28 protein-coding genes, 1 tRNA gene and 1 pseudogene are annotated in these 19,372 nt (G+C 66.1%); 9 read left to right on the plus strand and 21 right to left on the minus strand.

The annotated features are described in order from the left end of the window. Nucleotides 1-43 precede the first annotated feature (43 nt). Nucleotides 44-1,333, plus strand: coding sequence for an MFS transporter (locus ASC59_RS05940; RefSeq protein WP_055819515.1), 1,290 nt, complete (start codon nt 44-46; stop codon nt 1,331-1,333). 15 nt (nt 1,334-1,348) lie between these two features. Here the strand turns inward: ASC59_RS05940 and ASC59_RS05945 are convergent, their stop codons facing one another. The 10 genes and pseudogenes from ASC59_RS05945 to ASC59_RS05985 form a co-directional block, all read right to left on the minus strand. After that, the gene (locus ASC59_RS05945) at nt 1,349-1,798 is read right to left on the minus strand and encodes a pilus assembly protein TadG-related protein (protein ID WP_055822902.1); all 450 of its coding nucleotides are present in this window, start codon (nt 1,796-1,798) and stop codon (nt 1,349-1,351) included. Between the two features lie 5 nt (nt 1,799-1,803). Further along, the gene (locus ASC59_RS05950) at nt 1,804-2,238 is read right to left on the minus strand and encodes a TadE family protein (RefSeq protein WP_235492587.1); all 435 of its coding nucleotides are present in this window, start codon (nt 2,236-2,238) and stop codon (nt 1,804-1,806) included. Nucleotides 2,239-2,287: 49 nt separating this feature from the next. Beyond that, complete coding sequence (locus ASC59_RS05955; RefSeq protein WP_327063391.1) at nt 2,288-2,641, minus strand: TadE/TadG family type IV pilus assembly protein; 354 nt, start codon at nt 2,639-2,641, stop codon at nt 2,288-2,290. Between the two features lie 86 nt (nt 2,642-2,727). Further along, nucleotides 2,728-2,916, minus strand: coding sequence for a hypothetical protein (locus ASC59_RS05960; protein ID WP_082513606.1), 189 nt, complete (start codon nt 2,914-2,916; stop codon nt 2,728-2,730). 89 nt (nt 2,917-3,005) lie between these two features. Continuing rightward, the gene (locus ASC59_RS05965) at nt 3,006-3,938 is read right to left on the minus strand and encodes a type II secretion system F family protein (protein WP_055819522.1); all 933 of its coding nucleotides are present in this window, start codon (nt 3,936-3,938) and stop codon (nt 3,006-3,008) included. A gap of 90 nt (nt 3,939-4,028) precedes the next feature. Then, nucleotides 4,029-4,907, minus strand: coding sequence for a type II secretion system F family protein (locus ASC59_RS05970; protein WP_235492588.1), 879 nt, complete (start codon nt 4,905-4,907; stop codon nt 4,029-4,031). Next, a pseudogene (locus ASC59_RS05975) lies at nt 4,904-5,887 on the minus strand (CpaF family protein); the annotation flags it as partial. The pseudogene ASC59_RS05975 and the gene ASC59_RS05970, both read right to left, overlap by 4 nt. Nucleotides 5,888-6,085: 198 nt before the next feature. Next, on the minus strand, nt 6,086-6,556 hold the full coding sequence (locus ASC59_RS05980) for a hypothetical protein (protein ID WP_157487927.1): 471 nt from the start codon (nt 6,554-6,556) through the stop codon (nt 6,086-6,088). Nucleotides 6,557-6,569: 13 nt separating this feature from the next. After that, a complete protein-coding gene (locus ASC59_RS17785; RefSeq protein ID WP_082513427.1) occupies nt 6,570-6,785 on the minus strand; it encodes a DUF2188 domain-containing protein in 216 nt (71 codons plus the stop codon). A 327-nt stretch (nt 6,786-7,112) separates the two neighbouring features. After that, a complete protein-coding gene (locus ASC59_RS05985; protein ID WP_055819528.1) occupies nt 7,113-7,694 on the minus strand; it encodes a hypothetical protein in 582 nt (193 codons plus the stop codon). A gap of 107 nt (nt 7,695-7,801) precedes the next feature. Here ASC59_RS05985 and ASC59_RS05990 point away from each other — a divergent pair, with 107 nt between their 5' ends. From ASC59_RS05990 to ASC59_RS16955, 3 genes are all read left to right on the plus strand, one after another. Further along, complete coding sequence (locus ASC59_RS05990) at nt 7,802-8,485, plus strand: hypothetical protein (protein ID WP_055819530.1); 684 nt, start codon at nt 7,802-7,804, stop codon at nt 8,483-8,485. 101 nt (nt 8,486-8,586) lie between these two features. Then, complete coding sequence (locus tag ASC59_RS05995; protein WP_157487928.1) at nt 8,587-8,877, plus strand: hypothetical protein; 291 nt, start codon at nt 8,587-8,589, stop codon at nt 8,875-8,877. A gap of 122 nt (nt 8,878-8,999) precedes the next feature. Further along, nucleotides 9,000-9,197 carry a hypothetical protein gene (locus tag ASC59_RS16955; RefSeq protein ID WP_235492589.1) on the plus strand — a complete coding sequence of 66 codons (198 nt, stop codon included), beginning with the start codon at nt 9,000-9,002 and terminating at the stop codon, nt 9,195-9,197. A 74-nt stretch (nt 9,198-9,271) separates the two neighbouring features. Here the strand turns inward: ASC59_RS16955 and ASC59_RS06005 are convergent, their stop codons facing one another. Then, entirely contained in the window at nt 9,272-10,138 is an 867-nt protein-coding gene (locus ASC59_RS06005) for a DNA-processing protein DprA (protein ID WP_055819539.1), read from the minus strand. Beyond that, nucleotides 10,135-10,959, minus strand: coding sequence for a hypothetical protein (locus ASC59_RS06010; protein ID WP_055819543.1), 825 nt, complete (start codon nt 10,957-10,959; stop codon nt 10,135-10,137). Before ASC59_RS06010 ends, ASC59_RS06005 begins: the two co-directional genes overlap by 4 nt. 146 nt (nt 10,960-11,105) lie before the next feature. Between ASC59_RS06010 and ASC59_RS17170 the strand changes: the two genes are divergently transcribed. Continuing rightward, complete coding sequence (locus tag ASC59_RS17170; RefSeq protein ID WP_157487929.1) at nt 11,106-11,510, plus strand: hypothetical protein; 405 nt, start codon at nt 11,106-11,108, stop codon at nt 11,508-11,510. Between the two features lie 227 nt (nt 11,511-11,737). On the opposite strand, the gene ASC59_RS06015 is transcribed toward ASC59_RS17170, so the two are convergent. The 7 genes from ASC59_RS06015 to ASC59_RS06050 form a co-directional block, all read right to left on the minus strand. Then, nucleotides 11,738-12,568, minus strand: coding sequence for a hypothetical protein (locus ASC59_RS06015; protein ID WP_055819545.1), 831 nt, complete (start codon nt 12,566-12,568; stop codon nt 11,738-11,740). 202 nt (nt 12,569-12,770) lie between these two features. Next, entirely contained in the window at nt 12,771-13,037 is a 267-nt protein-coding gene (locus ASC59_RS06025) for a hypothetical protein (protein ID WP_157487930.1), read from the minus strand. A gap of 127 nt (nt 13,038-13,164) precedes the next feature. Further along, the gene (locus ASC59_RS06030; protein ID WP_055819556.1) at nt 13,165-13,443 is read right to left on the minus strand and encodes a hypothetical protein; all 279 of its coding nucleotides are present in this window, start codon (nt 13,441-13,443) and stop codon (nt 13,165-13,167) included. Between the two features lie 153 nt (nt 13,444-13,596). Further along, nucleotides 13,597-14,007, minus strand: coding sequence for a helix-turn-helix domain-containing protein (locus ASC59_RS06035; RefSeq protein WP_055819559.1), 411 nt, complete (start codon nt 14,005-14,007; stop codon nt 13,597-13,599). A 40-nt stretch (nt 14,008-14,047) separates the two neighbouring features. After that, entirely contained in the window at nt 14,048-14,368 is a 321-nt protein-coding gene (locus ASC59_RS06040; RefSeq protein WP_055819562.1) for a hypothetical protein, read from the minus strand. 69 nt (nt 14,369-14,437) lie between these two features. Further along, a complete protein-coding gene (locus ASC59_RS06045; protein ID WP_055819565.1) occupies nt 14,438-14,635 on the minus strand; it encodes a hypothetical protein in 198 nt (65 codons plus the stop codon). Between the two features lie 124 nt (nt 14,636-14,759). Beyond that, a complete protein-coding gene (locus tag ASC59_RS06050; protein ID WP_200942343.1) occupies nt 14,760-14,927 on the minus strand; it encodes a helix-turn-helix domain-containing protein in 168 nt (55 codons plus the stop codon). A 100-nt stretch (nt 14,928-15,027) separates the two neighbouring features. Between ASC59_RS06050 and ASC59_RS16960 the strand changes: the two genes are divergently transcribed. Beyond that, nucleotides 15,028-15,501 (plus strand): helix-turn-helix domain-containing protein, encoded by a 474-nt coding sequence (locus ASC59_RS16960; RefSeq protein WP_157487932.1) that lies wholly within the window; start codon nt 15,028-15,030, stop codon nt 15,499-15,501. 226 nt (nt 15,502-15,727) lie between these two features. After that, nucleotides 15,728-16,642: a tyrosine-type recombinase/integrase gene (locus tag ASC59_RS06060; protein ID WP_200942344.1), complete on the plus strand. Its 915-nt coding sequence runs from the start codon at nt 15,728-15,730 to the stop codon at nt 16,640-16,642. A gap of 18 nt (nt 16,643-16,660) precedes the next feature. Here the strand turns inward: ASC59_RS06060 and ASC59_RS06065 are convergent, their stop codons facing one another. Then, nucleotides 16,661-16,933 carry a hypothetical protein gene (locus ASC59_RS06065; RefSeq protein WP_055819573.1) on the minus strand — a complete coding sequence of 91 codons (273 nt, stop codon included), beginning with the start codon at nt 16,931-16,933 and terminating at the stop codon, nt 16,661-16,663. 79 nt (nt 16,934-17,012) lie between these two features. On the opposite strand from ASC59_RS06065, the gene ASC59_RS06070 reads away from it, so the two are divergent. Beyond that, a tRNA-Leu gene (locus ASC59_RS06070) sits at nt 17,013-17,092 on the plus strand. 39 nt (nt 17,093-17,131) lie between these two features. Here the strand turns inward: ASC59_RS06070 and ASC59_RS06075 are convergent. Next, nucleotides 17,132-18,592: an SPFH domain-containing protein gene (locus tag ASC59_RS06075; RefSeq protein WP_055819577.1), complete on the minus strand. Its 1,461-nt coding sequence runs from the start codon at nt 18,590-18,592 to the stop codon at nt 17,132-17,134. Nucleotides 18,593-18,735: 143 nt separating this feature from the next. On the opposite strand from ASC59_RS06075, the gene ASC59_RS06080 reads away from it, so the two are divergent. Continuing rightward, on the plus strand, nt 18,736-19,371 hold the full coding sequence (locus ASC59_RS06080) for a biliverdin-producing heme oxygenase (RefSeq protein ID WP_055819580.1): 636 nt from the start codon (nt 18,736-18,738) through the stop codon (nt 19,369-19,371). Nucleotide 19,372: the final 1 nt, after the last annotated feature.

Raw genomic sequence — 19,372 nt, forward strand, 5'->3', positions numbered from 1 at the left:
ACGGCTCGGCGGACGCTCGAGCCGGGCGTAGGGTGGAATGGCCATGACGGATACCGAGCGCCCTTTCAGCCTGCGCTCGGTGGCCCTCGCCGCCTACCTGCCGACCTTCCTGTTCTCGGTCGGTGAGGGCGCCATCATCCCGCTCATCCCCACCGTGGCGAACAACCTCGGCGCCACCCTCGCCGTGGCGGGCCTCATCGCCTCGATGGTGATGCTCGGCGAGCTGGTCGGCGACATCCCGAGCGGCTGGATCGTGAGCCGCATCGGCGAGCGCACGGCCATGATCGGCGGCGCGGTGCTCGCGATCGCCGCGACGATCCTCTGCCTGGTCGCGACGAACGCCTGGGTTCTCGGCATCGGGATCTTCCTCATCGGAATCGCGACGGCGGTGTTCGCCCTGGCCAGGCATGCGTTCATGACGAGCTACGTTCCCCAGCGCTACCGCGCCCGCGCGCTGTCGACACTGGGCGGCATCTTCCGTGCCGGATGGTTCGTCGGCCCACTGCTCTCGGCGGCGGTGCTGCATTTCGTCGATGACACGCAGATCGTGTTCTGGATCTTCATCACAGCGTGCCTCGGCGCCGTCGTGGTACTGCTCGTCCTCCCCGACCCGGAGACGATGTTCGGCCGGGCCGAGCGCGTCACCGCCGCCGACGGAGCGGTCCACACACCGGGCGAGGAGCTCGCCGCCGAGGAATCGCACGGGCTGGGGCGCACCCTGTGGAACAACCGGGCCGTGCTTCTGCGCCTGGGCACGGGAGCCGGTCTCATCGGTGCACTGCGCGCCACGCGCACAGTGCTCATGCCCCTGTGGGCGCTCTCCATCGGGATCACCGAGCGCGACACCGCCATCATCATCGGCCTCGCCGGTGCCATCGACTTCGCCCTGTTCTACGCCAGCGGCCAGATCATGGACCGCTACGGCCGGCTGTGGACGGCGCTGCCCTCGATGATCGGCCTGGGTCTCGGCCTCCTCACGCTGGCCTTCACCCACGACCTATCGACGAATGTGCAGTGGTTCATCGGCATCGCGATGTTCCTCTCCCTCGCGAACGGCATCGGCAGTGGGATCCTCATGACCCTCGGTGCCGATCTCGCTCCACCGGCCAACCCGGCGCCGTTCCTCGGAGCCTGGCGTTTCACCGGCGACCTCGGCGGTGCGGCAGCGCCTCTGGCCGTTGCGGGAATCACGGCCGTCGTCTCGCTCTCAGCGGCATCCGGCGTCATGGGCGTCTTCGGGCTGATCGGCGCCGTCATCCTCGCGCGCTACATCCCCCGCTACGTGCCCCGGCGCCCCCGGCCGGCGCGCACTGCTCCTCCCGCTGATGCGTAGGAGCCTGGCGACGCGCTAGCCGAACACGGAGCGCGCCGTCGATTCCACATCGAGCCGGATGCCGTCCGGCAGAACGAGCACCAGCACCGGCGGTCGCCACCACGCCGACAGCACCACCTCGGCACTGCGGCCATCGGGCGAGCCGGCAGACTCCAGCCGCAGCTGCTCGAGCGACCCGTGGGGCGCTGCGGCGAGATAGTCGGCAGCGACATCCGCCACCAGGCCGCTGTCGAGCGTGGCGCGCAGGCCGTCGTCCGTCGGTGTGACGGCGCTCAGCTCGAAGGCCTCGGCTCCGGCGAGCGCCGCCCCGTCGGCCAGGGTGAGCAGGCGTTTGCGCTCGATGTAGAGGCTCGTCGCGCCCATCACCCCGAGGATGACGACCACGGCGAGGAACATGAAGAAGATCGCCAACGGCAGGGTGGACCCGCTCTCGTCGACGGATGCAGCACGCAGGCGATCGCGCATCCGGATCACCCGACGCCTCCCCGCGAGCCTTCTGCTTGCACTCCGGGTGCTGAATCGGTCCAGAACCTGGAGACCTGCTGGGTGGCGCGCGCCTCGAGGGGGATGCTCGCGACGTCGCGGAGGGCCACCACGTCGGGCACCAGCGGCAGGACGATCCGGAGACGCACCGTCACGGTCACGGTGTTGCCTCGGGAGAGGCATCCGTTCGCCCCATCCGTGCAGCCGACCTGTGCAGATGTATCCGCGGATGCCAACCCGTAGTCGTCGAAGCCCACGGCGAGAGCCCGGTCGATGCGCGCGAGGCCGTCCTCGGGCGTGGTCGCCTGCACGTAGACGCGGGCCATCTGGCGCGCCGTCCCCTCGGCTGCGAGGGATGCGGCCTGAATGGACGACACCGCGAGCACCAGGTAGACCAAGGGCACCAGGAGGATCAGCCCCACCGTGATGAACTCGAGTGACGCCGAGCCCTCCTCTCCGCACCCACCGGGTTCACGGCGCCGATTCGACCGCCGCACGACCGACCACCTCCATGGCGCGATCGGGACCGAGGAGTCCGGCGAGGGGCAGCGGTGTCGTGACGTGCACCTCGGCGCTGGCGAATCCCGCCGTGCGCCCGTAGTTCCCGGAGATGTCACGGGCGTAGTCGGCACCGAGTGCCGTCGTGATGAGCACGCGCGTTCGCTCCTCGCCGTCGGCGAGGGAGTTGTCGGCGAGCGCCGCGTAGCGCGCTCCCTCGGCCGCGGCGTCGATCACGGTGTTGCGCACGTGCAGCGCCAGGGCGAGCTGCACCACGGCCAGGGCGAGCGTCGTGAGGAGGACGGAGACGAGCGTGAACTCGACCACCGCAGAGCCACGTTCGTCGCGGACGAACGGGCCCAGCGCGCGCTTGAAGGATCGGAGCGCCGACGGCCCGGCCATCACGAGGCCGCTCAGAAATCGGAGACGCGGTCGATCGCGTCCTGGAACACGCCCGTGAGGGCCGGCCCTGCGAGAGCCCAGATCAGGACGACGAGTCCGGCCGTCATCAACGTGATGAGCACCCAGCCCGGCACATCTCCCCGTTCCTCGTCCCGCACGCGCACCAGGCGCTCCCGCAGTGCTGTGGAAGCACCGATCATCAGCGTCGTCATCGCCACACCCTTCTCCTGCATTCGTCGTCGAACTCTCCGCCACTCATGTCTTCTGCTCCTCAGCGCTCGCTCGTCGTCTAGAAGCCCGCCTGGAGCACGAACAACCCGGGGAAGATCGCAATGACGACGGTGAGCGGCAGGATCAGGAACACGAGCGGGATGAGCATCGCGATCTCGTTGCGTCCCGCCCGCTCGAGCAGCCGGTTCTTCGCCTCGCCGCGCGCGTCCTGTGCCTGCGCCCGGAGCACACCGGCGAGCGGCGTTCCGCGTTCGAGGGCGGATGTGATCTGATCGACCGCACGGCTCAGGGGCGGCATCCGAAGACCCGTCGACAGTTCGGTCATGGCGCGCCCGAGGGGGACGCCGGCACCGACGCGGGAGAGCACGCCGGCGAACTCGGCTGCCAGCTCGCCCGAGCTCGTGCGGGCCACCCGGCGCAGGGCGTCGTGGATTCCCTCACCTGCGGAGAGACTCAACGTCAGGAACTCGAGCACGGTCGGCAGCTCGTCCGTCATGCGGGAGACGCGAGCCGACGCCGCTCGTCGCAGCACCTGGTCGCGCAACGCAGCACCGGCGAAGGCGGCGAGAACGGGAATGACCACGGTCAGTGCCGGCGGAAGACGCGAGGCAGACAGCAGCACCACGACGATCCCGACGGATGCCCCAAGGAGCGCCGAGATCACCTGTTCGCCACGCAGCCGGTCGACGGATGCCGACGATCCGGCCTGCCGCAGCCGCAACGCGGCAGTCTCGGGCCCGCCGAAGAGACGGGACAGCAGGCTCGAGAAGGCTCCGATCACGGGTGCGGCCAGGGAACCGATCACCGGCAGCGGATCGACGGTACGTCGGCGTACATGCTCACGAGCTGCCGGTGAGACATCGAGGATGTACGGTGCGATGCGGTCGGCGAGCCGGGGGCGCCTGAAGCTCGGCAATGTCGCCGCCAGCGACCACAGGCCGAGGCCGAGAGTGCAGCCGAGCACCAGCGACAACGCCTGCGGCGCGCTCATCGGCTGCTCCGCCGGCCCATCACCGCTTCGACGCCGGTCATTGCGGCATCATGACGTGATCCCGGGTGACGACGCCCGACTTATCCACAGTCATCGGAACCAGCGCTGCTCCTCCGGCAGCTTCCCGACCCGGATCATGAGCAGGTAGGCCAACGCCGACACGACGAGCCCCACCAGGATGAGAACTGCGCCGGCCGGCGAGTTGTAGGCGGCCGCACCCTCCGGACGCGTCGAGAGCATCAGCAGCACGATCCACGGCGCCACGACACCGAGCCTGGCAGCGTTGACGATCCAGGACTGCCGGGCGCGCAACTCGGCCCGCACGACGGCGTCATCGCGCAGGTAGGCCGCGAGGGAGCGCAGCACCTCGCCGAGGTCGCTTCCGCCCACCTCACGGGCCATGCGCAGGGTCTCGAGCAGGCGATCGGCGACGGGGTCGGCGAGATCGTCCTTGAGCTGGTCGATGGAGTGCGAGAAGTTTCCCGTCGCCCGGTACTCCCGCTCGAATGCGGCGAAGCTCGACCGGGTGCCCGCCGGCCCGGTCTGCGCGAGAGAGGCCACGGCATCGGGAAGTGCGATACCGGCACGCACCGCGGACAGCAGATGGTCGACGACGTCGGGCCAGAGTGCCCGATTCGCCACCCGACGGGCTCTGGCGCGCAGCGTCACGACGAGGGCCGGTGCGCAGAAGCCGACGAGTCCGGCGGCGACGGACAGTGCGGCCACTCCGACGATCGCCTGCAGCAGACCCGCGGCGGCGAGGCCGACGAGCCCTGAGATCAGCAGGAGCACGACGGGTGGCACGCCGCCCAGTCCGGCGAGCGCCAGGCGGGCGCGCATCCGTTCTCCGACGGTGTCGGGCCGGCGACGGGAACGCTCATCCGACCGGGGCCAGAGCCACGGTGACAGGAGGAGCAGCACGCCGGCACCGGCCACCAGGGCCACAGCGCTGGCCTGCGCCGAGATCACGCAGCACTCCGCGCGAGGACGATCGACGGATCGAGGCCGGCGGCACGGAACTTCGCGAGCTTGAGCGGGTGGCCTCCTGTGGCATGCAGGAGGCCGTCGCGAAGTTGGAACACCGGGCTCGCCTCGACAACGGACCCCGACACGGCGCCGCTCAGTGCGAGGATCTCCGTCACACGGCGTGCCCCGGCCCGATCGATCTCGCAGTGCACGACCACGTCGACGCAGGCTGCGACGGTGGGAACGACGAAGGCCGAGTCGATGTTGCGGCCAGCGAGCAGAGGAAGGGTGCAGAGTTTCGCCAGCGCGTCGCGCGCACTGTTGGCGTGGATGCTGCACATACCGGGCAGGCCGCTGTTGAGCGCGATGAGCAGGTCGAGGCTCTCGGCCTCCCGTACCTCGCCGACGACCAGCCGGTCGGGCCGCATGCGCAGCGCCTCCTTGATCAGGCGGCGCAGGCTGATCTCGCCGGTGCCCTCGATGCTCGGCTGGCGGCACTGCATGGCCACGATGTCGCGCGCATCGACATCGAGCTCGAAGGTCTCCTCCACGGTCACGATGCGTTCATCGCGCCGCGCACTGGAGAGCAGGGCGCCGAGCAGCGTGGTCTTGCCCGCCTGCGTCGGACCTGATACGAGCATGTTCTGGTCGGCGAGCACGCACATGCGCAGGAACTCCGCGGCCTGCAGCGAGAGCGAGCCCAGTTGCACGAGGCGGCCGAGGTCGCGGAGCCGCCTGGTGAACTTGCGGATGTTCACGGCCCAGTGCTTCTGGGTGATGTCGGGGATCACGACGTGCAGCCGTGACCCGTCCGGCAGGGAGGCGTCGACGAAGGGGCTGGACAGGTCGACGCGGCGACCGCTGGACTGCAGCATCCGTTCCACCAGATCGCGCACAGCACCCTCGGTCAGCACCGTGGGAGTCAACTCGGGGACACCGTTGCGGGCGACGAAGACCCGTGATGGCGAGTTGAGCCAGAACTCACGCTTACCTGTCGACCAATGACGAAAAAGGGCGACTCCCGCCAAAACCCGCGGAAGTCGCCCAAGTTGGTTGATGGCTAGTCACGGCTGGAAACGGTTGTGCTGACGAACGGCTGACGAATCCGCCCGGGCTGCCCGTTGCTGTTGCTGGCTGCCCGAATTGTCGCTCTTGGGGACTAGGTGGGGACTAGCACGTTGTCACGCCACCCGGTGACTGAACCTCCGTCGCGTATGGCCGTCGCCGGCAGTCCAGTGCACCGTGACCATCCGGCTGGGAGGCGAACCGAGGCGCCGAATGAACATGAACTCAACGACTCCGCCCGAGTCGACGTCGACCGGGAACTTCTGAAACTTGATCCACTTTTCGTAGTAGCCCTCAGGAGTGAACAGGTCGACGGCTGTGACATCTTCTCCGGTGGCGTTCGTGACGCTCCAGAGCTGATCCATGTTGGGAGGACCTAGGGCTTCGAAGACCCAAGGAACGATGGGCCGTGCGGCTCGCTCTGCAATCTGCGCCTGCCATTCCAAGGCTGCGGCTACTCGCTCCTGAGCCGCGGCGGCCGCGATCTCGTGCGAACCAGCGCTTCGGTTCGCTCTGCGAGCCTCTGCCGCCTGCCAGATGGCAGCGGCGGCGGCGAGAAGCGCAATGGCGGCCGCCATCCATTCCATGGCCCGCTGAGGCCTATCCGCGACCGCGGGGGTCGTTGCCGGGAGCCACAGTGTCCTTTGCCCTGACTGCACCATTCTCGCCATGAATGAACAGCTCTCCTCCACCGCGAGCCGCAATGTAGGAGCGGGCTGCGTTGATCGCATCAGCTTGGAGGTTGTGCGTCGAAATCACCACACCGTCTTTGACCTGCCACTGAGTACCGCTCGGGACCACATGTGCTGACGCCATCGTCAGCTCCTTTCGTCGAGGATTGACACCGCACACGCTACTCAGCCCTCAGGGGCCCGGATACCACCCACACGGGGGGTGTGGAGAACTCTGACGGCGTCGTCGCAGTGGGGGCTATCCTCGGCGTCGTGGATGAGGTGACAGATCCCGACTGTCCAAACTGTGGCACCCGATGCCGGCCCCGCAGTGCGTCATGGTGGTGCGCGAACTGCCGGGTCTGGGTCGACTGGGCGCTCCTCCCCACCGAGTCATCGTGAGCGGCCGGCGAGCAGTCCTAGTGCTCCTCTTCGCGGCGATCGCCATCCTTACGATCGCGGCGTTCCTGATCTAAGCCAGCCAGGCCCTCGCCGCGGCGTCCAAGCTCGCGAGGGGATGGTCACCCTTGCGCGCCATCTCTTTCAACGCTTTTGTGCGCCGCGGCGAGGGCATGGTGAGTGCGTATGGTGTGATGTGGCTGCCGTCGGGTTCAGTGATCAGTAGATCTCTGTGAAGGTCGTAGCCACTTTCAATTTGCGCAGTCGCGCGGGCCCTCAATGCGTCCAAACTGGCGACCGAGAAGGGCACCTTCTGACCGTCGCGGAACACGATGCGGGCTTCGTCCCAGTCGGCACCATTCCACTGCCGGATGGATGACGCGTGCACGACCGTATTGCGATCCTCGATCACATTGCCTGATGACTTCGTCCATTCAACGAGATCGGGCACAACCACGGTCGACCAGGGTGGTGCGCCATCCGTCTTCAATTTATCTCGGATTGCTCCGAGCATGCTCTTCATAGCCGGCAGCCTCGAGGAATGCTGAAGCAAGCCCATGATCGCTGCGACACCGTAGACGTCGCGCTCGAGCGACCCGACCGTGAGCATCAGTCGACCGAGGGCGAGAGCGATGCTGTCGCGATCGTCCGTCATGGCACGACAATAGATCAATCGACGGTGAAGCCCGCTAGTCAAGCGCTCCGGGATACCACCCAGACGGGGGCCGCGCGCGCCGGTGAAGCACCATAGGCTCCTGATTTATGACCAACCCCGCACGCGAGCTGCTCACCCTCTACGTCGAGTGGCGTGCTGCGCTCGTCAACGGTGACCGGCACATGATGGACCTGGTGCAGCCACATTCTCAGGAGGGAGCACACCAGCTCGAAGGTGCCATGCGGCTGCTACTCCGAATCGATCAAGTTCTCCAGCAGCTCGAGGATGACGGCAAGAGCGTCGCCATCTTCCGCCGGCAATTCCCACAGTGGTCAATGGGCGTGCTCTCCACCGCGATCGGCTGGAATACGAACCTGTCCGGGGAATCCCTCGTGCCGACGATGTACATGGACCAGATCGAAGCATTCGCCAATTTTCTCGACGGCAAAGTGCCAGAGATAGGGCCAGCTCACGTAGAGAATCTCCGAGAGGTATTGGCTCGTGCGCGTACCCTCCTCGAAGAGGATCTGAGCATCGACCCTGAGCTCCAGACCTATCTGCACCGGCTCCTGCAGGAGATGCAGCACGCTCTCGACGACGACGCGATGGGCGCCGGCTATGACTTTTCCGACGGCGCCCAGCGTCTGTGGGTGGCGTTCCAGGCAGCCGAGGCCTCTAGTGCCAAGAAAGAGAAGTGGGCCGACTTGGTCAACAAGATCCTCGTCGGAGTGGTCACCAGTACTGTGATCGAATCCGGTAAGGCCGTGGTCAAGCTCATGCTCGAAGGTTAGGCAGCCGGCGTCGAGCGCGAGCGCCGCACCCCCACCAAGTCGGTCAATCCACCACGATTGGGGGATCGCCCAATGTCGGGCGTCCCGAATAACGTGGCCATGTGCCCAAACGCTCCCTCGCCCGCCGCTCACCAATCGTCGTATACCGAGTGGAGCCGAACCTCGAGCAAACCGACCGCGTGGACATGCGTGCGTGGCTCGGGGACGAATATGGCCGCATGCTTCGACAGCACCCTCTGGGATCAGCCTGGGTCGACGAGATCGAAGGACCACTGCCACGTGGTCAGTGGATCACGACCAAGGAGACCGACAAGATTCATGCGCTCCCCGAGGCCGTGCGGGACGAGCTCTTCGACTTCGACGACGCGATCCGTGAAGCGCTGAAGGCCTAGAGCGTCCCCTGCAAGGGCCGGTGCGTCCACCCAAGCGCCACGGAGCAGCAGTGAGTACCACCTGGCATCCCATCCTTGAGGCCCGCGAACCTGAACCTGGCCGCTGGGTACTCCTCGATTGGATGGACCACGAGTACGCCGAGATCCGCCTCGTCCGACGCGGCCCCGAAGTCGGCTACCGAGCCGAGATGCGCGGCGAGCTCGTCGGATACTTCCGCACCCTCCGCCGAGCCTGCGAGGACGCCCACCACGCCTTCATCCGCGCCCACGCGCCCGGAGGAGCCCCAAACGGTGGCGCCGGGTACCCCGTCAGGCGCTGACCGTTAATTGAGCGGAGCGCGGCTCCGTTCGGCCACCATCAGGCGGTCGCAGGATGAGGAGCCGCTCAGGCCTGCTAGAAGAGATGCATCTCGGCCGGACCCAACGGATCCCTTGGAAGTCCGTCCAGGACATGGTGGAGAGAAGCCGTATTGCGCACCGGAGTCGCTCCGTCAGCCAAGAGCTTCCGATTCCCCGGCGGGGTAGCTTCACCGAAATCGACGACCAGCACGGGTCGACCCAGCTTCATTGCGCCCTCGCCCGCGGCGAGAGTTCCGCCTTTCTCGCCGGCCTCAATCACTACGAGCGCCTTTGACAACCCGAAGATGATGCTGTTGCGAGCCATCGCGGCATGAGCTTGCCAGGTCTGAGACGGGGCGAACTGCGACAACACGAGAGTCCGCGCGGGATCGAAGTCCCTCGTGAATTCTCTTTTCACGCGGAAGTAGTCCATGCCCTCGGCCAGCACGATAACGGTACTGCCACCGGTGCGGAGCGCCGCAAGGTGGGTTGCCGTGTCGACGCCTTTCGCATATCCGGAGATGATGGTGAGCCCGCGCTCGCTGACGGATACTCCACACCGATCAGCCGCCTCGAGGCCCTTAGGCGAAACGTTGCGAGACCCACACATGCCAACACCGTCGGCGTAAAGCAGCGATTTATTGCCCTTATAGAAGATGATCGGCATGAGTGGCTTGCCGTTGGAAACCAGGGACTGCGGAAAATCGGGTTCGCCAAAGACGACCGCGCCTATACCGTCACGTTCCATCTGCTCGGCCTTGACCGTTGCGTCAACTTGGGTGGCGTGATCGAGTCCGTCGAATGCTTCTCGCAGCGCCGCAAGGCCACCGGAGCGCACGGCGGCGGTGATACGACCAGGCGTCCGAAGCGAAGCGAAAGCCCCAACGGCTAGAACCAGTGAGTCAGTCATGGTTGTTGTCATTTGCGGATCGTCCTAGCAACGGCCAAGAACACGACAGTCGTCGCCCCTGCGCGCCGTGCCGCGGCCGCGGCTCCGGTTGCACTCCCGCCGCTTTGGTACACGTCATCGAGGACTATTACGGTCCCCGACAAAGTGCCGTTCACGGTGAACGCCTCGCTCAGATCCTGCTTCGTATCGAATTGCCGTTCACGAGGCCCACCCGGCGACGTGGACTCGACGAAAGAGATGCCAGCCTTGGCCGCGACTTCTCGAGCGAGCTTTTCACCGAAACTGTTGCCATCGGCAAGATGACCGGGAGCGGCGACCATCGCCGTCGCGACAGAGTACCTGGGGTGCCTTTGAATGAAGTCGGCGAGCGTCGCGATCATCTCCCTTCGGCAATTCCGCGAGTTGGAGTAGTCAGGATGGCTGGCATGCTTCGTGAAATTGATCAACTCGCCAGCTCGCGTGTGAATCAACTCATCGTCTTCGTTCGGCACCGTGTACCAATCGAGTGCCATGCACCGATCGACCTGACCAGGCGAGGGGATGCTCAGTGCGAGCTTAAGGAGATCGGCTAGTTCGGTAACCGACGCCGGGACGACTCCGGCGAATCGGAAAGCGTGTGTCCACGTCTTCTTTCCGTCGTCTGAGAGGGCCGCTTCAACACACACCGCGCTGGCGACGATCTTGATCTCGTCAGCCACTTCAGCGGGACCACAGAGGAGGAGAACCTGACCTTCGCCATGCGGATCCTTGATGACCTTGTACTTCAACAGCTTTCCACCCCGGGCGTTGGGAGTGTACGGCCCCAGAAGGGAGGACCAGTCGATCGTCGTCATCACCGAGCCTCCTCTCGTTCTGGAAAGGATACTGGCGCCCAACGACATCCGCCTCTAACGCCTCGCCGTCGGCCGACCCGTCAGGTCGGTCCTCTGCGCTCCCACCCGGGTGAGCCAGGCGGACCCGACGACCTAAGCTCGGGCAAGTGACCGAAGCTACTTGCGCAGTCCTGACCGCGATCTTCCCGCTTATCCTCGTGACAAACACGCTTGAGCGGCGCAGCATCCACATGAACGTACGCCGCATGCGTTTCTTCCGCTACAGCTCACTCTGGACGCTGTCGGCCTGCCTCGTCGGGCTGGTGATCACTGTTCTTGGCGTTCAGTTCCACGGGCTCGGATTCGGCTCCGCATGGGCGGCCTGGGGCGCGGCGCTTGTGGCAATACTCGGCCTTGCCGTCACGCTAGTTGCGGCGACAGCGACCATTGAGGGTGAGGAAGATGCCGGCGCCGTCCCGGAACAGTCTCCAGCTCCAGCTCCAGCTCCAGCTCCAGCTCCAGCTCCAGGTTCAGCCACCGCTGTTGTCGACACGTCAGGCAGTCGGGTGTGAAGCCTTCGCGATGGGGGGGGTAGGTGCCGGGGAGAGAGGACCAGTCAGGCGGGGAGTGGTCCGCACCTCGGGACATCGCTGGATTTTCTGTGCTTCGGGAGTCTCGCCGGCCCCAACCAAGGAGGAGGATCCAAAGGCCGGCGAGAGCCCGTCGCTGCTCCGTGAGGAGCTGGACACGCGGAGCCCCACCCGATGGGGGCGAGTGACCGATCTCCGCGTGTCCACGTTTATCGGGTGGGTGCCGGGTAGCGGGGCCCGGGCGTCAGGAACTCGATGTCATGGAGGTCGGCGTCTTGATCCGCCCGTCCACGCTCGGCGATCTTGCGGCGCACCTCGTCGACCGAGTTGAGGGTGAGTCCCTCCCTAGCAAGGAACAACCAGTCGAGGGAAGCCTGCGGGTTGTGGTCGAGGTGGGCGGCACCGTTGATCGACCAACCTTCACCGACGGCAAACAGGACTGACCAGTCGTTGGGGATCCAGCCCCCGCGAGTCCGTCCGCCGATCGACTGGCGTTCGGCGACGGTAGGCGACAGATCCAGCGACGCCGACAGGAGAGTTCGGATGGCCGCGTAGGGCTGCATGGCCCGGATGAAGCCCGGGACTTCCCTGAACGCCGCGATCGTCGCCGCGTCACGGTCAATGATCTCGTCGGAGGACGTCTGAGACGTGAAGCCGAATCTGGCGACGTGATCGACTAGCTTCGTGGCCGCCTGGTCGAACGGCTTCCGCAGCTGGCCGATCAGGCCGTCGACGTCCCTGACGAGAGCTCGACGAACCTCAGCGAAGAGGTCGTCAAGCACGACGCTGTAGACCTGGCTCCACGCCGGCTCCGAAGCGTCTGGTGATCTCGAGTAGCCGGCTTCGCGGGTGACTCTGTTCTCGAAGTAACGCTCAAGCTCGTCGTCAGGCAGAGTCAGCAGCTCGACCGGTTCCATCACCCGCAGTCGGGTGAGGTTGTCGGCGACCTCGAGACCGCGAACGAGAGCGGGCGGCTTCTCGAGCTTGACCAGGTCGAGCATCGCGGCGAGGGAGGCTGCATCGGTGTGGCGGAAGGTCACGACGCCACCGCCGAGATCGGGCGGATCGTTCCCGCAGCGACCATCTGAGCGATAACGTCGTCACCCACACCTGCCGGCAGTATGCCGTCAGCGTAGACGTAGTGGTTCGTCCACTCGCCACTCGCGTCAGGCGCTAGAACGACCACAAGAGGCGCGGACACCTGGTAGCGGACACGTCCGAAGAGGTAGGTCGAAAGGGCCATCATCGCGGCCTCTCGTCGGGGAAGAGCGCGAGGTACTCCGCGTCATCGTCCCGAGCGATGCGCGCCGGTGCACCAGGTGCTTCATCGGGGAAGAGCGCGTAATACGCTGCGTCTTCTGCCGACACGGGGGCTGCCGTCGCTGCCGCCGCACGCGCAGCGGCCTCGGCGTCGACCGCGGCAAAGATCGTCTCGTTGGACGCGTCTGCAGCCAAGCCGAGACGCGCGGCGATCTTTCGGCGGAAGGTCTGCCAGTTTGATTGGGTCATGATGCTCCGGTGAGTCTTGTCGACTTCACGCGCGAGCACTGCTCAGCGCGCGTTCCCCACCGGGGATCTTGGAACGGGTGGCCCCTGGCTCGATCCGTTCGTATTGTGATCGTACCGACCGTGTCGGCTATTCCGGGGAAGGCGCGCCGAGCTCTGGCCGGCGAAGGAGAAGCATCTCGAGGCGGCGTTCCAGCTCGGGGTAGTTGATCCTCCCGACGGAATCGGTGACGTTCACGAGCCCTATGAAGAGCTCAAAGTCATCGAAGTGGCGCAACCGGCCGCGGAGATGAAATCCGATCAGCTCCTTCTGCATCTCCTTGATGACGACGGCCCGAGCAGCGGCCGTGCGCTTGTTGCGGACGTTGTCGGCGAGCAGCTTCCGCTCCGGATCCCTTCGGTCAGTCATGCTGCCCTCGCTGTCGAATGAAATGGACGCCCTGCTGCATCCGCGATGCGGCTGAGAGATCTACTGAGAGATCTACCTAAGAGATTGAGGGTCACTGTGACCCCACCCCACTGGCGCGTATGACCCCACCCCTGGGGTCATGGTGACCCCACCTCAGTCGAGCGCGGTCTCTGCGATCAGAAGACTCGATCCCGGGATCTGCCGCGTCTCGTCGAAGGACAACTCGAGAGAACCCTCGGCCCAATGGAACGCGCGAACTGGGATCCTCGAGGCGCGTATGGACCGTCGGTCGAACATGGGCAGCAGATACCTGTTCTGGAGGGCGACCGCTGCGCCGCTCATCGCCCAGGGCTCGACGTCCACTATCCCCGCCGTCCGTAGTCCTCTGATCGACCGTTTGACTGTGGGCACGCTCAGCCCCGTCTCGTTGGAGAGCGTGGCCTGGCTTGGCCAAGCGCGGTGCCAGCTGTCGTTGTAGTGATCGGCGATCATGATCAGTACGAACTTCTCGGATGAGCTCAGGCCGGCTTGCTGCTTCGCCCACCGGAATGCCTTCATGCTCATTCACGGCCACTCTCCCTCGTCCTCACGCTGCGGGTTATCACTAGGCCGCCCTCTCGATCGCCGACGACCTGGCGAGTTCTCTCACCGGGACCGTCGTCGAGAAAAGGAAGAGCCGGCTGAACGACTCCGACGAGAACAGGATCATCGCCGCACCCACGAACCCGAGCGACGGCGCCTCTCGCCCGCTCAGGATGCGTCGCAGGCGATCGACGGGCACGAATAGCCGAGCGGCGAGATCTGCCTCGTTGATGCGGCGCTCTTGGCACAGCTCTGTAAGCGCATCCGTGTGCACGGCCATAGCGGAGGTTGCAGGGGCGGCCGTGAGGCACTGTCCGCCTTGGCTGGTAGCGTTGAAATCCACGATCGTTCTCCTTCGTAAGTTGTTGCGGTCTTCGCCCCGGTGTTGTCGCACCGGGGCATTTCATGTCGGTCACTTCGGCTGCGCCGGACGCTGCTCACGCACCTTCGCCCGCGCAAGGATCCCGGCCATCTGTTCTTCGAGCCGGGGCAGAGCCTCCAGGAATGTGTCGGCCGTCACCGGGCCCTTGAGAGTCCGGGTGGTGGCCACGAATCTCGAGGTGCCGGCTTCGACGATGATGCGGGCCTCGCCTTTGCCTGGTCCTGCCATTACTCGGCGTCCGATGCTGCAGCCGCAGCCCGAGCTGCGGCGAGGTCCTCGCGCTCGATGCGCTCAAACTCGGGCAAGAAGATGAGCGCCGCCTTACTCAGGCACTCATCGCGGGTCGGCGGCATCAGGCGGATTCCTCGATCTGCCGCTCGATCCAGGCCTCCACGTCTTCCGGGCGGAACATCCGCCGGCGGCCGACCTTGAGGGACTTCGGCCCGCGCCCTTGTGTGACCCAGAATCGGATCGTGGACGGTGACGCGTTGAGCTGCTCCGCCAGATCACCGACTGTCATCAGCTTCCCCATCTCCACACCTACCTTCGTTATAAGAACGCTATCCGCGCTATTAGGAAGTATCTAGCGCGTGTCGCTATTTGTCAACTACCATCGCAATATGGAAACTGCGCGCCAACGAGGTAATGACATCGGCCCCACCGGAAAGACGGTCGCTGAAAACGTGAAGCGACTGCGCGGCGAGCTCAACCTCAAGCAGAGCGAACTTTCCGAGCGCCTTTCCGCCCTCGGACAGCCCATCCCCACAGCCAGCATCGGCAAGCTCGAGAGTGGCCTCCGGAAGGTGGAGGTAGACGACCTGATGGCGATCGCAGTCGCCCTGAACGTCTCGCCTCTGGCGCTACTCTTGCCCGATACGAGGAGCCCCGAGGCAAAGGTCGACGTGACTGGCGCCGAGAACCAGCGCTCAGGGGACGTGTGGCAGTTCGGGCTGGGCGAGACACCACTCGCCGCGACTGCCCCGCCGGGAGCTCTCGATTTCCAAGAGCGAACCATGCCCTACTGGGCAGGATGGCAGAACCAGGCCCGCGACCAAATGGCAGCCTTTGGAGATGACGATGGCAAGCGTCCGTAAGCTCCCGAACGGCCGATGGCAGGCTCAGTTCCGGGCCGTGCCTGGGGGGAAGCAGATCACTCGGACAGACCTGCGGAAAGCCGTCGTAGAGTCCTGGCTTGACGAGCAGATAGCTGCCAAGGTGACTGGCACCTTTGTGAACCCGCGCGACGGCAAGACAACGTTCTCGAGCTTCTACGCGGAGTGGGCCCCGCGACAGATCTGGACCCACGGCACTAGGCGTGCGATGAATCTCACCGTGAGGTCGGCGAGCTTCCGCGATCTCCCGCTCCGCTCGATCAAACGCGCTCACATCGAGGAGTGGGTGAAGGCAATGCAGACCCAGGATCGCGGCACGAACAAGATCGGCACCATCGTGCAGGGACTCGCCCCGCAGACGATCAAGACGCGCATCGTCAACGTTAGGTCGGTGTTCCGCGCGGCGATCGTCGATCGGAAGCTCACCCACGATCCGACTCTCGGCGTCCGACTCCCCCAGCCCCGGAAAGCATCCAACGCGATGCAGATTCCCTCGAGCGACGAGCTCCGCGCCATCCTCAGCGCGGCTAGCGCACACCAGCGGGCCCTCTTCGCCGTCTGCGCCTTCGCCGGCCTTCGCCTCGGCGAGGCATCCGCGCTGCAGGTCGGCGACGTCGACTTCCTGAAGCGCACGATCTCCGTCCGCCGGCAGGCGCAGAAGACGCAGGGAAAGGTCCTCGAGATCCGCCTGCCCAAGTACGGGTCAGAGCGCACCGTAGCGACCGCAGACGGGCTGCTGCGGCTCCTCAGCGTCCACATCACACTCCTGGGACTGCAGGGGCTTCAGGACGCGTTCCTGTTCCCGTCCGAGAGCGGCGGCCCCGCGGCGCCGTCCACGGTCCACCACGCGTGGGTGAGCGCCCGCGACAAGGCCACGACGGCTCCGTACCACCTGCACGACCTGAGGCACTACTTCGCGTCCGGTCTCATCGCCGGCGGCTGCGACGTCTCGACCGTGCAGCATGCGCTGGGGCACAGCTCCCCCAGCATCACTCTGAACACCTACACGCACCTCTGGCCCAAGGCTGACGACCGCACTCGAGCAGTCGCGCAGACGATGGTGAACGACGTTCTAGGGACTGCTGACGAATATCTGACGAACGGCGTGACCGAATCCGCCTGATTCCGGGCGACAGCGGCTCTACAGCGAGTTGAGCCAGATCTCCTCGATCGTCGGGTCGTCGAGATAGGGCTGCAGCGGACCGAATCCGGTGAGCGATGCGATGACCGCACGCGTGGCCTGCTCCTCGTCGGCGATGAGCGGCCCGGCCCCGGCGACCGAGCGTTCGACGTAGTCGCGCACGGCATCGCGGGTATAGCGCTCGGCGAGGGCGGCATCCGAGGCCAGATCGACGCCGTCGTCGCGCACCCTGGCGCGCACGCGCTCGGTGATGGTGCGAACGGCCTCGGTCATCCGTTCATCGTGCCGCGCTCCCCAGCCGGGGTGCAGGAACTGTCCACAGGGTGGTGCCGTTTACACTGGGACGGCACCGGCGGGAGTGGTGGAATTGGCAGACACGCAGGATTTAGGTTCCTGTGCTTCGGCGTGTGGGTTCGAGTCCCACCTTCCGCACCGTGAGGGCCCACGCGCGACGCGTGGGCCCAGCTGACATCAGGAGACGGGTGCAGACTCCGACTCGGGCTCCGGGCCGAGATCGACGGCCACGACATGGTTCGTGCTCGGCACGGCGCCGGCGCCGTTCGAGTTCGCGGCGAACGTCTGGCCGGCCGCAGCGCCGCCCACGAATGATCCGAGCAGGTCGCGGATGCTGAGGCCCATGGTCGACTTCAGTACTCCGTCGACCTCGGTGAGACCGGATGCCGCGTTCTTCGCGAGCTGCGACGCTCCGTCCGTCGAGATCACCGTGAGCTGATCGATGTTCGACATCGGCGCGGCGAGCTCGCGGGCGATGAGCGGCAGGGCCTCGATGACCTTGAGCTGCAGCAGGGCCTCTGACTGCTGGGCGACGGCCTCGGCAGCGGCCTTGGTGGCGGATGCCTCGGCGTCACCCCGCGCAGCGATGGCCTTGGCCTCGGCGAGACCCTCGGCTTCGAGAGCGTCTGCTGCGGCCTTGCGGGCGTCGCGGGCCGACTGCGCTTCGATCAGCTTGGAGTCTGCCGCGGCCTGCGCGATCGTCTTCACCCGGTAGGCCTCGGCGTCGGCGACGGCCTTGACCTCGGACTCGAGCTCGGCAGCGCGCAGCGAGGCGCGCTTCTGAGCCGTGATCTCCTGCTGGGCGACGACGGCCTGCTGCGACTGGGCCTCGGCGAGCGGTCGGGCGGATGCCGCCTCGGCCGCTGCCTTGTCGGTCTCCTTCTGCAGGTCGGCCTTGCGCAGCGCGAGAGCGTTCTCGGCCTCGGCGATGGCGGTCTCCGCGGCGACGGCGGCCTCGCGGGCCTCCTTCTTGGCACGCGACTCGGCGATCTCCGCCTGCTTGCGCACCTCGGCCTGCTCGGCGCGACCGAGGTCCTCGATGTAGCCGTTGCTGTCCGAGATGCCCTTGATCTCGAAGGAGTCGACGTCGAGTCCCTGGTTCAGAAGCGACTGGCGGGCGATGTCGAGCACGGCCGTCGAGAGCTCGTCGCGCTTGTTGATGATGGTGAGCACGTCGGTGGCGCCCACCGAGGAGCGCAGCGATCCCGAGAGCACCTCGAGGGCGAAGATGTCGATGTTCTTGTCCTGCCCGAGGAAGCGCTGGGCCGCGGCGCGGATCTTCTCGTCGGCGTCGCCCACCTTGACGATCGCCACGGCGTCGACGTTCATCGTGATGCCGTTCTTGGTCTGCGCCTCCGCCTTGATGTCGATGGCCCGCGAGCGCAGCGAGATCTTGTGCGCCTTCTGGAAGAACGGGGTGATCCACACGCCCTGGCCGTGCACGACGCGCTGCCCGGACTCCTCGGCCTCGACGCCGTCGACCACTCGCCGCTTCGATCGCTTCCCCGTGACGACGAGAGCCTCGTCGGGCGACACGTTGCGGTACAGCGCCTTGGCGTAGATGAAGACGACGATGACCACCACGATGACGATCGCGATCGTGCCGAGAAGAGGATTGCTGAACAGGAAGTCGAACACGGAGGTCCTTTCGTCGGAACACTGAAAGTCGCGACCCGCACCGGAGCAGGCAACGCTCCGAAGGCTACTGGAGAGCCGCACCCTGCGCCGATTCCCGTTTCGGGGGTGAGACACACGGCACGGTCGTCCGATACTGTTTAGGTATGCCTAACCTCACTGTCGACGCGACGGATGTCGCCGCCATCGTCCGCGAGCGCACGATGGGCGCCCACAGGTCCGCCGAGAGCAAGCCGTTCATCACGGCCCTGATGAAGGGCGAGCTCGACCTCGCCGCCTACACGCGGTACCTCGCACAGCTCGCGTGGATCTACGAGGCACTCGAATCGCGCCCGGCGCAGCCGAGCGATCCGGCCATCATCGACGCGCACAGCCTCGACAGGTTCGCCGCGATGGAGAGCGACCTCGCCGCCCTCGGGTCCCCGACCTGGCGCACGGATCACCCGGCACTGCCGGCGACGGCCTTCTACGCCGAGCACCTGCGCGCCATCGCTCCCGACGATCTCCCGCGGTACCTCGCCCACCACTACACCCGCTACCTCGGCGACCTCTCGGGCGGACAGGCCATCGCCCGTCTCGTCGCGCGCCACTACGACGCCACCCCAGAGCAGTTGGGCTTCTTCCGCTTTCCGGAGATCGCGGACATCGTGCACTACAAGCGCGCGTACCGTGAGAACCTCAACGCCCTCGGCTTCGACGCCGTGCAGGTCGACGCCTTCGTCACCGAGGCCGACGCCGCCTTCGACTTCAACAGCGCCGTCTTCGACGCGCTCGACGGCTAGA

It is taken from the genome of Leifsonia sp. Root1293 (assembly GCF_001425325.1).
Taxonomy (GTDB): Bacteria; Actinomycetota; Actinomycetes; order Actinomycetales; family Microbacteriaceae; genus Orlajensenia.